Consider the following 13,501-nt stretch of genomic DNA (forward strand, 5'->3'; position numbering starts at 1 on the left):
GGATTTGCGACGGAGTTCATTTTCAGGCCGGCAGGCCATGGGGGAGCCGATGCTCGGCTATCGTCAGTCGGCACTGAGCCCCGATTGAGCGACCGTCACGGTGAACCCGTCCTTCCGCAACAGGGCCACCACGCCTTCCTCGCCCGGCAGGTGCAGGGCGCCGATTGCCATGAAGGCATTGCCTGTCCTCAGGATCGGGGCGGCGCGGCTTGCCATGACATGGTTGCGGTCGGTCACGATGCGCTGCTCGAAGGCGAGCGAATCCGCCGTATCGTCCTGCCCCTGGTCGCGCGAAATCAAGTTCATCAAAGGCATGATCGCGCCGGTGCGCCCGGCGAGGTAGAGATCGGTGGTGGTGGTCATCACGTCGTCGGCCAGGCTGCCGAGCTTGATGGTCTCGACCAGCGACGCGACATGGAAGCTGATCGGCAGGGCATTGACCGCCTCCAGCTGCTCGACCAGCGTTTCCAGCCCCTTCAGCTGCTTGCCCTCGGCGACGGCGCGCTTGGCGAGCGTCTGGTCGAGGAAGCTGGCGCCGGCTTTCTTGCGGCTCATCTCGCAGGCCGGCAGGGCCACGAAGCTAGCGATCATCCAGGGTTTCATGCGCATGACGAGGGACAGCGGCACGCCTCTGGCCTTCAGGCCGGCCTCCAGCGTGGCCTTGTCGCCGGGGCTCAGAAAGTCCTCGAGGCTCTTGCCGTCGGTGAACATGGAAAGATCGGGCCGGGCGAGCATCGCGGCAGAGGCCTTGGTCTCGTCGGCGATCTCGTCCGATTCGACGATGACCGTGCCGGCCGCCTCATAGGCGTCCTGAGCCCCCTTCGGCATGGCGAGCACGCGCGGGTCCGTCACATGCATGGTGCCGAGCAGATAGGACGGCGCGACATCCGGATATTCGACCTTCCAGAACAGGCCCTCGCCATTCGGGATCTTGGCGGCCTCGCGGTCGAGTTCGGCGCGCTTTGCCGGCGCGGTCGCCGCCCAGCGGTCGAGCAGGTTCTCGCCCGCGCAGGCCTCCGGCTCCGCGGCACGCGCCGGAGCGGTGGAAAACAGGGCGGAGACCAGGAGGGCAAGCAGGAAAAGCGGCAGAAGGCCCGCAAGAGCCAGAAGAAGGCGGGCCAGCCGGTCCGCCAGAGGCGGCATGGCGGGCGGCGCGAAGGGGGTGGTCACGGCTGAGATCCTCCAGCAGGTCTACCCCATCTTAGCGAAGTGGGCTTCACCTCCCGCTTAAGAGAGATGGTTAACACGCGGGCAGATCTCAGGCGCGCGGGTGGGCGCGGTCGTAGATTTCGAGCAGCCGCGCGCTGTCGACGCCGGTATAGACCTGGGTGGTCGAGAGGCTCGCATGGCCGAGCAGTTCCTGGATCGTGCGCAGATCGCCGCCGCCGGCCAGGAGATGGGTGGCGAAGGAATGGCGAAGCGCGTGCGGCGTTGCCGTTTCCGGCAGGCCCAGCGCGCCGCGCAGGCGCTGCATCTCGCGCTGGATGATGGCCGGCTGCAGCACGCCGCCCTTGGCACCGCGAAACAGAGGGACATCCGCCTCGACACCATAGGGGCAAAGCGCCAGATAGGTCTCCACCGCCTCCCGCGCTGCCGCGATCATGGGCACAAGCCGGGTCTTGTTGCCCTTGCCGGTGACGCGCAGGGCAGTCGGGCTGTCGGCGAAATCCTGGCGGGTCAGGCCAAGCGCTTCGGAAATGCGCAGGCCGCAGCCGTAAAGCAGCGTCAGCACTGCGGCATTGCGGGCGGCGATCCAGGGTTCTTCGGCCAGCTGCGATCCGCCATCGACCACGGCCAGCGCATCGCGGTCGGTCAAGGGCTTCGGCAGGCTCTTCGGCTGCTTCGGCGAGCGCACGGCCGCAGCGCCGGCGGCGTTGACGAGGCCCTGCCGCTCCAGATGGCGTAGAAAGGACCGCAAGCCCGCCAGCCCGCGACCGAGCGTACGCGCGCCTGCTCCATCCCGCCGCCGGGCTGCAAGGAACCCGCGAAAATCGGCCGGCCGCAGGCTTCGAATATCGTCGAGGCGGGCCGCACCCGCGAGATGACCGGTCAGGAAGGCAAGGAACTGCCGCGTATCACGCTCATAGGCCTCCACCGTCTTCTCCGACAGCCGCCGCTCGGCAGAGAGGGCGGTCAGCCAGCGCTGCCGCTCCGCCATCAGTGCGCCGTCGGCGATCACCAGAAGCTTGGTCACGTCGTGTGATCCTTCCCGTTCGAAAGCCCGCAGAGTGACGAGAAGGCCTTGCCGATTTGCTAACGCCCTTGGAATCCGTCATGCTTCCATCATATTGAACTGCAATAGCTTAAATGGTCTGGACGGCGGGACGAAGATGGCAAGACGGGGCTCGGCAGGCAGTTTGACGCAGTTTGCGGAGGCGGTCTCCCTGCTCTCCCACGGCCAGCCTGGCCATATCGTCGATACGCTGATTGCCGAACGTGGGCAGCGCATCGTCGGCCACCCGCTCTGGCCGGTCATGCGCCCGGCGCTCTACACCATCCTCAACTACCGCAAGGCGATCGAATTTGCCGATTGCGTGGCCAATCTCCCCGGCTTCCAGGCCTTCCAGTATCTGAGCGACACGCTGTCGCTCGATATTCGGGTGCGCCATGAAGAGCGCATTCCCCAAAGCGGCGGCTTTCTGCTCGTCTCCAACCATCCGACCGGCATTGCCGATGGCGTGGCGGTCTTCGACCTGTTGAAGACCCGCCGGCCGGACATGATGGTCTTTGCCAATCGCGACGCCATCCGCGTCAATCCGCGTTTCGTGGAAATGATCATTCCCGTGGAGTGGCGGGAGGAGCACAAGAGCAAGCTGAAGGCACGGGAAACGCTGAAGCTCACCAACCATGCGATTGCTGAAGGCAAGGCGACCATTCTCTTCCCCTCCGGCCGCATCGCCTATTGGGCGGATGGCCGGCTGAACGAGCGGCCGTGGAAGACCTCGGCCGTCGGCTTCGCGCGGAAATACAATCTGCCGATCCTGCCGGTGCATATGACCGCCCGCAATTCCGGCCTGTTCTACTGGCTTGCCAAATGGTCGACCGAACTGCGCGACATGACTGTCTTCCACGAGCTTCTGAACAAGAAGGGCAACGCCTTCGAATTCACCGTCGGCACCCTGATTCCGCCGGAGGCGCTGGATGGGGACCCGGCCGAGGTCACCCGCGCGCTGGAGCAGCACACGGTCTTCGACCTCGCGGAGAGCGGCGATGCCGTGTTCCGCAACCCGGCGCTACCCGCGTAAGTCTGCCCGGCCAAACCCGGCCCGCGAAAGGCTTGCCAGCGCCCCGGCCCGCCTGTGCGGATCGCGAAGGCCGTGTTTTCTCTTGCCTTTCCGCCATTCGCAGGTACCACGGCAGCAGGCGGGGCTGGAGAGGATCCTTTCGACAATGACCATCACGACGGCGATCCTTCTGTTTTTCGCAGGCTTCCTGTCGAGCGCGGTGAACGCGGTGGCAGGTGGCGGCACCTTTCTCACCTTCGGCGCCATGACGCTCGCCGGCCTTCCGCCGATCGTGGCCAATGCCACCTCCTCGATCGTTCAGTTTCCAGGCTATGTGACCTCGGCGCTCGCCTACCGGCGGGAGTTGAAAGCGGAGACGACCATTGCGCGCCGGCTCGGCCTGCTTTCGCTCGTCGGCGGGCTTCTCGGCGCGCTGACGCTCCTCTCTCTTTCCAACCCATCCTTCCGCGCGATGGTGCCCTGGCTGCTGCTGGGGGCGACGGCGCTGTTTGCCGCCGGCCCCCTGCTGAAGCCGAAGGCGCAGGCGGTGGATGCCCCTCTCACGGCGTCCGGCCTGGCGGCCCAATTCGTCGTGGCGATCTATGGCGGCTTCTTCGGCGCCGGCATGGGCATCATGATGCTTGCCGTGCTGGGTCTCACGCTCGGCGGCGGCTACCACCGCATGAACGCCATCAAGAACCTGCTTGCCGTGGTGATCGCGCTCGTCGCCATCCTGGTCTTTTCTCTAGGCGGCGTCGTCGGCTGGGCGGAAGCCGCGGTGATGATTCCGGGCGGGGCACTCGGCGGCTATAGCGGCGTCTGGCTGGCGCGGCGCGTGCCATCCGTCATCATCCGCGCCTTCGTCATCTCGGTCGGCCTGTTGCTCGCTTTCTATTACTTCGTCACCGGCTGAGACGACAGCAGGTCGGGGCGCCGCTCGGCCGTTAGCCGTTCGGCCTCCGCGCGCCGCCAGGCCTCGATGGCGCCATGATGGCCGGAGGTGAGGACAGCCGGAATCTCACGGCCTTCGAAGATCTGCGGGCGGGTATAATGCGGATGTTCGAGCAGGCCGCCCTCGAAGCTTTCGTGAACGCCCGACAGAGCATTGCCCATGACACCGGGCAGGATGCGAACGACCGCATCGAGCAGGGTCAGGGCTGCCGGCTCGCCGCCGGAGAGGATGTAATCGCCGATCGACACCTCCTCCAGCGCCCGCGCCTCGATCACCCTTTGGTCCACCCCTTCGAAACGTCCGCAGACGATGACGACGCCGGGCCCCTCGGCCAGGCTGCGCACGCGCGCCTGGGTCAGCGGCCGCCCGCGGGGGCTCATCAGCAGGCGCGGCCGCCCGTCGTCCAGCGCCACATGGTCGATTGCCCGGGCCAGCACGTCGGGCCGCAGCACCATGCCCGCGCCGCCGCCCGCCGGCGTGTCGTCGACCGTGCGATGCCGGTCCTCGGCAAATTCGCGGATCTGCACCGCGTCGAGCGCAAAATCACCCCGCGCCAGCGCCTTGCCGGCCAGGGAATGGCCGAGATGGCCGGGAAACATATCGGGGTAAAGGGTCAGCACCGTGGCGCGGAACGCCGCAGTGCCGGCAGGATGGTCCGCCATGTCAGGCCTGATCCGGCTTCGGCCGCTTGCCGGGCTTGCCAGCCTTTCCGGTCCCGTTCGCACTGAAAGGGTTCTCGTCCTTGTCTTCCACCAGGCCGGCCGCCAGCGGATCGACGAGCAGGGTGCCGCCTTCAAGGTCGATCTCCAGCACCGACCATTCGGTGAAGGGAATCAACACCGGCCGGCGGCCCGGCCCTTTGAGTTCCAGGAGGTCGCCGGCGCCGAAATCGAAGACGCCGGTCACCGTGCCATAGCTCTTGCCCTCGGTGTCGCGCGCTTCCAGCCCCTCGAGATCGGCATAGAAGAATTCGTCCTCGTCGAGATCGTCATCCGGCAGGTTCTCCCGCTCGATGAACAGGTCGAGCCCGTTGAGAGCCTCGGCCGCCGTGCGGTCATTGATGCCGCGAAACCGAACGATCACCACCGTCTTCGATGTCCTGACCTCCAGCACCTCGAAGACGCGCCCATCGGCGCCGTAGAGATGGCCATAATCGCCGATCGCCTCAGGCTCGGCGGCGAAACTCTTCACACGCACCTCGCCACGCAAACCCTGCGCCGCACCGATGGTGCCCATAAGGACGGGATTCTTAAGATGAAGTGGGCCAGCCGACATGGCGCTTGATATCCGTATGCCAGAGAAGTTCGGGCGCGAGGCAATAAGCAGCGGACTCGATCAGAAGGCTCTGGAGCCCGCCGATCCTAAACTGTTCCCCGCGGGTATGCTGTCTCTATTGCCTGATATCAAGATAGGGGGTCAACGGAATTCCGGTTCGCGGATTTTGCGACATTCGCTGTCGATGAGCCCGTTGTCCTTGGCCGGACCGATAAAGAAACAGCCCTCGCACGAATGCGAGGGCTGCATAAGGCCCGCCTATAGGCCTACGGATAGGTCTCTGAATGAGACAGGATTTCCCATCCAGTCAAGCGCAGCCTTATTCCGCAGCAGCGGCAGCGGCGTCTTCGGCCTTCTGGCGGGCTTCGGCGGCGCGTTCCTGGGCCTTCTTGCCCGGCTTGCCCTTGTTCGGGTTGCTGCGGGCTTCGCGCTGAGCGATGCCGGCTTCGTTCAGGAAGCGCAGGACGCGGTCGGTCGGCAGGGCGCCGTTGGCGATCCAATGCTGGATCCGCTCATTGTTGAGCTCGACGCGCTTGGCATCGTCCTTCGGCAGCATCGGGTTCCAGGAACCGACCTTTTCCAGGAAGCGGCCGTCGCGCGGCGAGCGGGCGTCGGCGATGACGATCTGGTAGAAGGGGCGCTTCTTGGAACCGCCGCGGGCGAGACGAATTTTCAGTGCCATGTCATAACTCCTTTGAATGCTTGGCGTGCCGCGCGAATGCGGCCTGAGTTTCAAGTCGTTGAACCGTCAATCTTTCAGATCGGCGGCGATGTCTTCGTGGTGCCGGATGACTTCCTTGATGATGAAGTTCAGGAACTTCTCGGCGAAATCCGGATCCAGATTGGCGTCCTTCGCCAGGCGGCGCAGGCGGTCGATCTGATATTCTTCCCGGGCGGGATCGGCCGGGGGCAGCTCGTGCCTGGCTTTCAGAACGCCGACCGCCTTGGTGCAGCGGAAGCGTTCGGCCAGCATATGGACGAGGGCCGCATCGATATTGTCGATCGACTGGCGATAGCCGGACAGCTCTTGCCTGACGGTGGGATCGATCACGTCGTGCGCCCTCACTTCTTCTTCGGCAGGCCGGGGAGACCCGGCAGGCCGCCAAGGCCGGGCAGCTTTCCGCCAAGACCCGGCAGACCGCCCATGCCGCCCGGAAGGCCCTTGCCGAGACCGGCGGCTTCCGCCTGACGCGCCAGGGCTTCCAGCTCCTTCGGATCCATCTTCGAAAGGTCCGGCATGCCGCCCATACCGCCCATGCCACCAAGCCCCATCTTGCCGGCAAGGCCGCCCATCATCTGCTTCATCATGCCGCCGCCCTTCTTGCCGCCCATGGCCTTCATCATGTCGGCCATCTGGCGGTGCATCTTGAGCAGCTTGTTGATCTCAGAGGCATCGGTGCCGGAGCCGGACGCGATGCGCTTCTTGCGGGAGTGCTTGAGCAGGTCAGGATTGGCGCGCTCGGCCTTGGTCATCGAGGAGATGATGGCGAGCTGGCGCTTGAACATGCGGTCGTCCATGCCGGCAGCCGCCAGCTTGTCCTTCATGCCGGCCATTCCGGGCATCAGACCCATGATGCCGCCCATGCCGCCCATCTTCTGCATCTGCTTCAGCTGGTCGGCGAGGTCGTTCAGGTCGAACTTGCCCGATTTCATCTTGGCGGCCATGGCCGCCGCCTTTTCCGCGTCGATGTTCTCGGCGGCCTTCTCGACCAGGCTGACGATGTCGCCCATGCCGAGGATGCGGTCGGCCACGCGGCGCGGGTGGAACTCGTCGAGCTCCGACATTTTTTCGCCGACGCCGATCAGCTTGATCGGCTTGCCGGTGACGGCGCGCATGGACAGCGCGGCACCGCCACGGCCATCGCCGTCCATGCGGGTCAGCACCAGGCCGGTGATGCCGACGCGCTCATCGAAATTGCGGGCGAGATTGACGGCGTCCTGGCCGGTCAGCGCATCGGCGACGAGCAGGATTTCATGCGGATTGGACTTCCGCTTGATTTCCGCCATCTCGAGCATCAGCGGCTCGTCGATATGGGTGCGGCCGGCAGTGTCGAGGATGACGACATCATGGCCGCCGAGGCGGGCGGCCTGCACGGCGCGCGCGGCGATATCGGTCGGCGACTGGCCGGCGATGATCGGCAGCGTGTCGACGCCGGTCTGGGCGCCGAGCTGGCGCAGCTGCTCCTGCGCGGCCGGGCGGCGCGTGTCGAGCGAGGCCATCAGGACCTTTTTCTTCTCGCGCGTCGTCAGCCGGTTGGCGATCTTGCCGGTGGTGGTCGTCTTGCCCGAGCCCTGCAGGCCGACCATCATGATGACGACCGGGGCAGGCGCATTGAGATCGATGGAAACGCCGGTGGCGCCCAGCATCTCGACCAGCTCGTCATGGACGATCTTGACGACCATCTGCCCGGGCTTGATCGATTTCAAGACTTCCGCGCCGACCGCCTTTTCGCGCACGCGATCGGTGAAGCCGCGCACCACTTCCAGTGCCACGTCGGCTTCCAGCAGCGCACGGCGCACCTCGCGCAGCGCCGCCGAAACATCGGCTTCCGACAGCGCGCCGCGGCCGGTCAATCCGTTGAGGATCGACCCAAGGCGGTCCTGGAGGTTTTCAAACATCGGCTCTTCCTTCTCGTTTCCGGCGGCGTGCCCGAAACGTGGGTGCGATGGGGACGAATGCAAGGCGCAACGCATGAACCCACCCGAGGGCGCATCGCGCTGTCGGATGTTGACCTCCGGGCTCTCTTTACACCTGTGCGGGTCCCGGTCGGCGGCTCGAGCATGTCGTTCTCGTCGCAGATGGGCGGGCTTAAACAGGATCGGGGCCGGAAAGTCAAGCTCGGCGGGGGTCGCGGGCCTGCACCGGCCGCCCGGGCTGGGTGTGCGTGACGCGGATGTGTCTTGAACAGGCGGGCGCCTGCGTGCTTAGTCAGCCGGCTGCATCCCGGCAGCCGGATCGGTCTTTCACGATGAAGCGCAGACGTTTTCTCAAATGGTCGCTGGTGGGCGCGCTTGCTGCGCTCGGCGGCGGCGTGACGGCGAGGAGCAGCATGGCGGGCAACCGATATTACCAGGGGCCGGTCTCCGACCATTTCGACGGCACGCGCTTCTTCAATCCGAACGGCATCGAGCCGCGCGGCTTTTTCGATCTCCTGCGCTGGCAGTTCGGCGGCGGCAAGGCACGCTGGCCGAAGCAGGTCGCGCCGCGCGTGCCGCCGGCCAAGCCGGCCCGCACCGTGTCTGGCGATGCGCTGCGGGTGACGATGGTCGGCCATGCGACGCTGCTGATCCAGGTCGACGGCCTGAACATCCTGACCGACCCGGTCTGGTCGGAGCGGGCGAGCCCGGTTTCTTTCGCGGGACCGAAGCGCGTCGCGGCACCCGGCATCGCCTTCGAGGATCTGCCGCCGATCCATATCGTCCTCGTCACCCACAATCATTACGACCATCTCGACACCGACACGCTCGGCCGCCTGCAGGCCGCCCACCGGCCCCGGTTCGTGACGCCGCTCGGCAATGACGGGTTCATCCGCGATGCCGCGCCCGGTGCGGCAGTCACGGTGATGGACTGGGGCGACAAGGCGGAGCTGGCCGGCGCCCTCCTTCACTGCGAGCCCGCGCACCATTGGTCGGCGCGCGGCACGGGCGACCGGCGCATGGCGCTCTGGGCCGCCTTCGTGATCGAGACCAAGGCGGGACGCATCTACCATATCGGCGATACCGGCTTCCACCAGGGCATCAACTACCGGGCAGCGGCGGAGAAACATGGCGGCTTCCGCCTCGCCATCCTGCCCATCGGCGCCTACGAGCCGCGCTGGTTCATGGAAGGGCAGCACCAGAACCCGGCCGACGCCGTGGAGGGCATGGCGCTATGCAAAGCGGCGCACGCTGTTGGCCATCACTTCGCGACCTTCCAGCTGACCGATGAGGCGATCGACGCGCCGGAGCAGGCGCTGGCCGTCGCGCTTGCCGCAAAGGCGATCCCGCCCGAACGCTTTCCGGCGCTGCGGGCGGGCGAGATCTTCGACGTGCCAGTGGCTTGAGGCCTACCTTGCGTTGGCCGGGAAATCCGGCAGGCGCGCACTACCGTCCGGGTGATGCTGGATAACCAGTGTGGCCTTCAGCTTCCTGGCAATCCTGTCCATTGCCTCGTGCCCCCCTTTCGCCCGCCGCTTCCGCGAGGACTTCGGCGTGTCGCCGAAGGCACTTCGCGTGGCGCGCTGACCCAAAGGGCGCAGCGTTGGCGCCGGCCGGACGCTACTGGTAATTCGACCATATTTCCGCCATATAGCCCGCACGCGCCGCAAGGGCGCGAAGGCGACAGGGGACGACGGGTCGGAATGGACGGAACGGTCGAATTTGCGAAGATGAACGGGCTTGGCAACAAGATCCTGGTCGTCGACATGCGCGGCCGGCGCGATCCCGTGACGCCGGCCGCGGCCATTGCGCTGGCCGCCGATCCGCACACCGCCTTCGACCAGATCATGGCCATCCATGATCCGAAACTCGACGGCACCGATGCCTATATCGACATCCTGAACTGCGATGGCACCAAGGCGCAGGCCTGCGGCAACGGCACGCGCTGCGTGGTGCAGGCGCTGGCCGCCGAGACCGGCCGCCGCCGCTTCACCTTTCAGACGGTGGCCGGCATTCTGAACGCCGAAGAGCATGGCGACGGCACGATCTCGGTCGACATGGGCAAGCCGGTCTTCGAATGGAACCGGATCCCGCTTGCCGAAGACTTTCACGACACCAGCCGGATCGAGCTGCAGATCGGGCCGATCGACGCGCCGGTGCTGCATTCGCCCTCGGTCGTCTCCATGGGCAATCCGCATGCGATCTTCTGGGTCAACCAGGATGTGATGTCCTATGACCTCGCCCGCTTTGGCCCGCTGCTCGAAAATCACCCGATCTTTCCCGAGCGCGCCAATATCACGCTTGCAGAGGTGACCTCGCCGAGTTCGCTCACCACCCGCACCTGGGAGCGCGGCGCCGGGCTGACGCTTGCCTGCGGCTCGGCCGCCTGCGCGGCCGCCGTCTCCGCGGCCCGCACCGGCCGCACCGGCCGCAGGGTCGAGATCCGCGTCGCCAGCGCCACGCCGCCCGGCATCCTGTCGATCGACTGGCGCGAACGCGACGACCATGTGGTCATGACCGGCCCGGCCGAATGGGAATGGTCCGGCCGGCTCGATCCGGCCACCGGCGCCTATACCCGCGATGACGCGCCGGAGGCGAAGAGCCTGTGAGCGCGCCCGAGATCGTCACCTTCGGTTGCCGGCTCAATACCTACGAGTCCGAGATCATGCGCCGCGCGGCGACGGAAGCAGGGCTGGAGGGTGCCGTGCTGGTCAACACCTGTGCGGTGACCGGCGAAGCTGTGCGCCAGGCGCGCCAGACGATCCGCCGCCTGAAGCGGGAGCGGCCGGAGGCGCGCATCATCGTCACCGGCTGCGCGGCGCAGACCGAGGGCGGGCGCTTTGCCGCCATGCCGGAGGTGGATGCGGTTCTCGGCAATGAGGAGAAGCTGACGCCCGAGGCCTATCGCAGCCTGCCGGATTTCGGCGTTTCGCAGGAAGAAAAGCTGAAGGTCAACGACATCATGAGCGTGCGGCTGACCGCGCCGCAGATGGTCGACATGATCGAGGGCCATGTCCGCGCGTTCATCCAGGTGCAGAACGGCTGCGACCATCGCTGCACCTTCTGCATCATCCCCTATGGCCGCGGCAATTCGCGCTCGGTGCCGATGGGCGCCGTGGTCGACCAGGCGCGGCGGCTGGTGGAGAGCGGCTATCGCGAGATCGTGCTGACGGGCGTGGACGCAACCAGCTATGGCGCCGACCTGCCGGGTAGCCCGAGCCTCGGCCTGCTCGCCAAGACGCTCCTCAAGCAGGTCCCCGAGGTGGCGCGGCTGCGGCTCTCCTCGATCGACGGCATCGAGGCCGACCGGCATCTCCTCGATCTCATCGCCGACGAGCCGCGCTTCATGCCGCACCTGCATCTGTCGCTGCAGCATGGCGACGATCTGATCCTCAAGCGGATGAAGCGGCGCCACAGCCGCGCCGAGGCGTTGACCTTCGTAGCCGCCGCCCGCGCCTTACGCCCGGGCATGGCCTTCGGTGCCGATCTCATTGCCGGCTTCCCCACAGAGACCGAAGAGATGTTTTGCCGCTCGATGACGCTGGCGGAGGAAGCCGGGATCGAAGCCCTGCATGTCTTTCCCTACAGCCCGCGCCCGAACACGCCGGCTGCGCGCATGCCGCAGCTCGATCGCGGCGTGATCAAGGAGCGCGCCCGGCGGCTGCGCGCCGTGGGCAGCGCGCTTTCAGCCGCGCATCTCGCCCGCATGGTCGGCACGCGCCAGCGCCTGCTCGTCGAACAGAACGGCTTCGCCCATACCGAAAACTTCACCCGCGTGGCGGTGCCGGGGCTCGAGCCCCGCAGCCTCGTGACCGTCACGATCACCGGCCAGGACGGCCGCAGCCTGACCCTCGACGCCATGGGCGCGGGAGCGGGCGCGAAAGCCGCCTGAGATGACCGGTCTGCCAAGCGTCAGGATGTGAGAATGGCCTTCGATTTCCTCAAACGGGTCTTCACCTTCGACAAGGTGCCCGAAGCCGATGAGACGGCGCGGGAGAGTGCCGAGACGCACGCCCCCCTTGCGCCAGAGTCTGCTGCGCCGGAGCCGGCGGTACGAGATCAGAGTCGCCCCGATCCGGCCGCGCCGGAGGTCGTTCCGCAAGCCCCTGTCGCCGAGGCTGGCGAGCGGCCGAAGGCCGGCGCGCTTCCGCTTGCGCCCGATCCGGTTCTGCCGGAGGAAATGGACACCGCCGGCGGGCCGTCCCCCGACGACGACGCACCGGAGGCCGAGGACGAGAGCGCCCTGCCTCTGCCGGCAGCCGAGGCGATCGGCGAGCTCGGCATCGTGCCGCTCTCGCTGCTCGAAGCGGAAGCGGATGCCGAGCCGGCAACCGCCCCGGCATCGACAGCCGACCCGGACGCGCCTGCACCCGCCGCGACCGACCCTTCGCGCCCCGCAAGCCTGCCGCGTGGTTTCGTGCTGGGACAGACGGAGGAGACGACCGCCCCCATCGCGGTTGCCGAGCCGAAGCGCAGCTGGTTCCAGCGTCTGCGCGAAGGCCTGGCCCGCACCTCCTCGCAGCTGACCGGACAGATTTCCGCGCTCTTCACCAAGCGCAAGCTCGACGACCAGACGCTGGAGGAGCTGGAGGATCTGCTGATCCAGGCTGATCTGGGCGTCGAAACCGCGCTGCGTGTCACCGATACGCTGGCCTCCGAGCGCTATGGCAAGGATGTGAGCGGCGAGGACGTGGCACGGATCATGGCCGGCGAAATCGCCAAGGTGCTGACCCCGGTCGCCAAGCCGCTGCAGCTCGATCTCAACCACAAGCCGCATGTCATCCTCGTCGTCGGCGTCAACGGCACGGGCAAGACGACGACGATCGGCAAGCTTGCGGCCAAGCTCTCCGGCGCCGGGCTGAAGGTGATGCTCGCCGCCGGCGACACCTTCCGCGCCGCGGCGATCGAGCAGCTGAAGATCTGGGCCGAGCGCACCGGCTCGGACATCGTCTCCTCCAAGCTCGGCGCCGATGCGGCGGGTCTTGCCTATGAGGCCTTCGAACAGGCGCGGCTCAAGGGCAGCGACGTGCTGATCATCGATACCGCCGGCCGGCTGCAGAACCGCACGGAGCTGATGGCGGAGCTTGAAAAGATCGTCCGCGTGCTCGGCAAGCTCGACCCGGATGCGCCGCACACCGTGCTTCAGACGCTCGACGCCACCACCGGCCAGAATGCGCTCAACCAGGTGGAGATCTTCCGCAATGTCGCCGGCGTCAACGGGCTGGTGATGACCAAGCTCGACGGCACGGCCCGCGGCGGCATCCTGGTGGCGATCTCTGCCAAGCACAAGCTGCCGGTCTATTTCATCGGCGTCGGCGAAGGGGTGGACGATCTCGAACCCTTCGACGCGCGCGATTTTGCCAGTGCCATTGCCGGCGTCGCGCTCGACGAGCGCTGAGCCTGCCCTTTGACG

Annotated in this window: 13 protein-coding genes; 6 read left to right on the forward strand and 7 right to left on the reverse strand. The window is 66.7% G+C overall.

Going from position 1 to position 13,501, the window contains the following annotated elements:
- Nucleotides 1-63 precede the first annotated feature (63 nt).
- Both U8330_RS17800 and U8330_RS17805 read right to left on the reverse strand, forming a co-directional pair.
- Nucleotides 64-1,143, reverse strand: coding sequence for a TraB/GumN family protein (locus U8330_RS17800; protein ID WP_323107346.1), 1,080 nt, complete (start codon nt 1,141-1,143; stop codon nt 64-66).
- A 115-nt stretch (nt 1,144-1,258) separates the two neighbouring features.
- Nucleotides 1,259-2,194: a tyrosine recombinase XerC gene (locus U8330_RS17805; protein ID WP_323106577.1), complete on the reverse strand. Its 936-nt coding sequence runs from the start codon at nt 2,192-2,194 to the stop codon at nt 1,259-1,261.
- Between the two features lie 136 nt (nt 2,195-2,330).
- Here U8330_RS17805 and U8330_RS17810 point away from each other — a divergent pair, with 136 nt between their 5' ends.
- Together U8330_RS17810 and U8330_RS17815 are read left to right on the forward strand one after the other, a co-directional pair.
- Nucleotides 2,331-3,245: a GNAT family N-acetyltransferase gene (locus tag U8330_RS17810; RefSeq protein WP_323106578.1), complete on the forward strand. Its 915-nt coding sequence runs from the start codon at nt 2,331-2,333 to the stop codon at nt 3,243-3,245.
- Nucleotides 3,246-3,390: 145 nt separating this feature from the next.
- Nucleotides 3,391-4,137 (forward strand): sulfite exporter TauE/SafE family protein, encoded by a 747-nt coding sequence (locus U8330_RS17815; protein ID WP_323106579.1) that lies wholly within the window; start codon nt 3,391-3,393, stop codon nt 4,135-4,137.
- Here U8330_RS17815 and trmD read toward each other — a convergent pair.
- From trmD to ffh, 5 genes are all read right to left on the reverse strand, one after another.
- Nucleotides 4,119-4,838: a tRNA (guanosine(37)-N1)-methyltransferase TrmD gene (trmD, locus tag U8330_RS17820; protein WP_323106580.1), complete on the reverse strand. Its 720-nt coding sequence runs from the start codon at nt 4,836-4,838 to the stop codon at nt 4,119-4,121. The two genes, U8330_RS17815 and trmD, sit on opposite strands and share 19 nt — an antisense overlap.
- 1 nt (nt 4,839) lies before the next feature.
- A complete protein-coding gene (gene rimM / locus U8330_RS17825) occupies nt 4,840-5,451 on the reverse strand; it encodes a ribosome maturation factor RimM (protein ID WP_323106581.1) in 612 nt (203 codons plus the stop codon).
- A 319-nt stretch (nt 5,452-5,770) separates the two neighbouring features.
- Nucleotides 5,771-6,133, reverse strand: coding sequence for a 30S ribosomal protein S16 (gene rpsP, locus U8330_RS17830; RefSeq protein ID WP_323106582.1), 363 nt, complete (start codon nt 6,131-6,133; stop codon nt 5,771-5,773).
- Between the two features lie 66 nt (nt 6,134-6,199).
- Entirely contained in the window at nt 6,200-6,502 is a 303-nt protein-coding gene (locus U8330_RS17835) for a chorismate mutase (protein ID WP_323106584.1), read from the reverse strand.
- An 11-nt stretch (nt 6,503-6,513) separates the two neighbouring features.
- Nucleotides 6,514-8,070 carry a signal recognition particle protein gene (ffh, locus tag U8330_RS17840; RefSeq protein WP_323106585.1) on the reverse strand — a complete coding sequence of 519 codons (1,557 nt, stop codon included), beginning with the start codon at nt 8,068-8,070 and terminating at the stop codon, nt 6,514-6,516.
- 431 nt (nt 8,071-8,501) lie between these two features.
- Here ffh and U8330_RS17845 point away from each other — a divergent pair, with 431 nt between their 5' ends.
- From U8330_RS17845 to ftsY, 4 genes are all read left to right on the forward strand, one after another.
- The gene (locus U8330_RS17845; protein ID WP_323107347.1) at nt 8,502-9,494 is read left to right on the forward strand and encodes an MBL fold metallo-hydrolase; all 993 of its coding nucleotides are present in this window, start codon (nt 8,502-8,504) and stop codon (nt 9,492-9,494) included.
- 297 nt (nt 9,495-9,791) lie between these two features.
- Nucleotides 9,792-10,697, forward strand: a complete 906-nt coding sequence (gene dapF, locus U8330_RS17850; RefSeq protein WP_323106586.1) for a diaminopimelate epimerase — start codon at nt 9,792-9,794, stop codon at nt 10,695-10,697.
- A 56-nt stretch (nt 10,698-10,753) separates the two neighbouring features.
- Entirely contained in the window at nt 10,754-11,980 is a 1,227-nt protein-coding gene (gene mtaB, locus U8330_RS17855; protein WP_416236937.1) for a tRNA (N(6)-L-threonylcarbamoyladenosine(37)-C(2))-methylthiotransferase MtaB, read from the forward strand.
- Nucleotides 11,981-12,013: 33 nt separating this feature from the next.
- Complete coding sequence (gene ftsY / locus U8330_RS17860; protein WP_323106588.1) at nt 12,014-13,486, forward strand: signal recognition particle-docking protein FtsY; 1,473 nt, start codon at nt 12,014-12,016, stop codon at nt 13,484-13,486.
- Nucleotides 13,487-13,501 lie beyond the last annotated feature (15 nt).

It is taken from the genome of Rhizobium sp. CC-YZS058, from assembly GCF_034720595.1.
Lineage (GTDB): Bacteria > Pseudomonadota > Alphaproteobacteria > Rhizobiales > Rhizobiaceae > Ferranicluibacter.

What these genes read in the sequence shown, in the direction of transcription:
- U8330_RS17845 (WP_323107347.1), top strand. Translation starts at nt 8,502, where the DNA reads ATGGCGGGCAACCGATATTACCAGGGGCCGGTCTCCGACCATTTCGAC.
- rimM (WP_323106581.1), bottom strand. Translation starts at nt 5,451, where the DNA reads ATGTCGGCTGGCCCACTTCATCTTAAGAATCCCGTCCTTATGGGCACC.
- U8330_RS17800 (WP_323107346.1), bottom strand. Translation starts at nt 1,143, where the DNA reads ATGCCGCCTCTGGCGGACCGGCTGGCCCGCCTTCTTCTGGCTCTTGCG.
- U8330_RS17810 (WP_323106578.1), top strand. Translation starts at nt 2,331, where the DNA reads ATGGCAAGACGGGGCTCGGCAGGCAGTTTGACGCAGTTTGCGGAGGCG.
- dapF (WP_323106586.1), top strand. Translation starts at nt 9,792, where the DNA reads ATGGACGGAACGGTCGAATTTGCGAAGATGAACGGGCTTGGCAACAAG.
- U8330_RS17815 (WP_323106579.1), top strand. Translation starts at nt 3,391, where the DNA reads ATGACCATCACGACGGCGATCCTTCTGTTTTTCGCAGGCTTCCTGTCG.
- ffh (WP_323106585.1), bottom strand. Translation starts at nt 8,070, where the DNA reads ATGTTTGAAAACCTCCAGGACCGCCTTGGGTCGATCCTCAACGGATTG.
- mtaB (WP_416236937.1), top strand. Translation starts at nt 10,754, where the DNA reads ATGCGCCGCGCGGCGACGGAAGCAGGGCTGGAGGGTGCCGTGCTGGTC.
- ftsY (WP_323106588.1), top strand. Translation starts at nt 12,014, where the DNA reads ATGGCCTTCGATTTCCTCAAACGGGTCTTCACCTTCGACAAGGTGCCC.
- rpsP (WP_323106582.1), bottom strand. Translation starts at nt 6,133, where the DNA reads ATGGCACTGAAAATTCGTCTCGCCCGCGGCGGTTCCAAGAAGCGCCCC.
- trmD (WP_323106580.1), bottom strand. Translation starts at nt 4,838, where the DNA reads ATGGCGGACCATCCTGCCGGCACTGCGGCGTTCCGCGCCACGGTGCTG.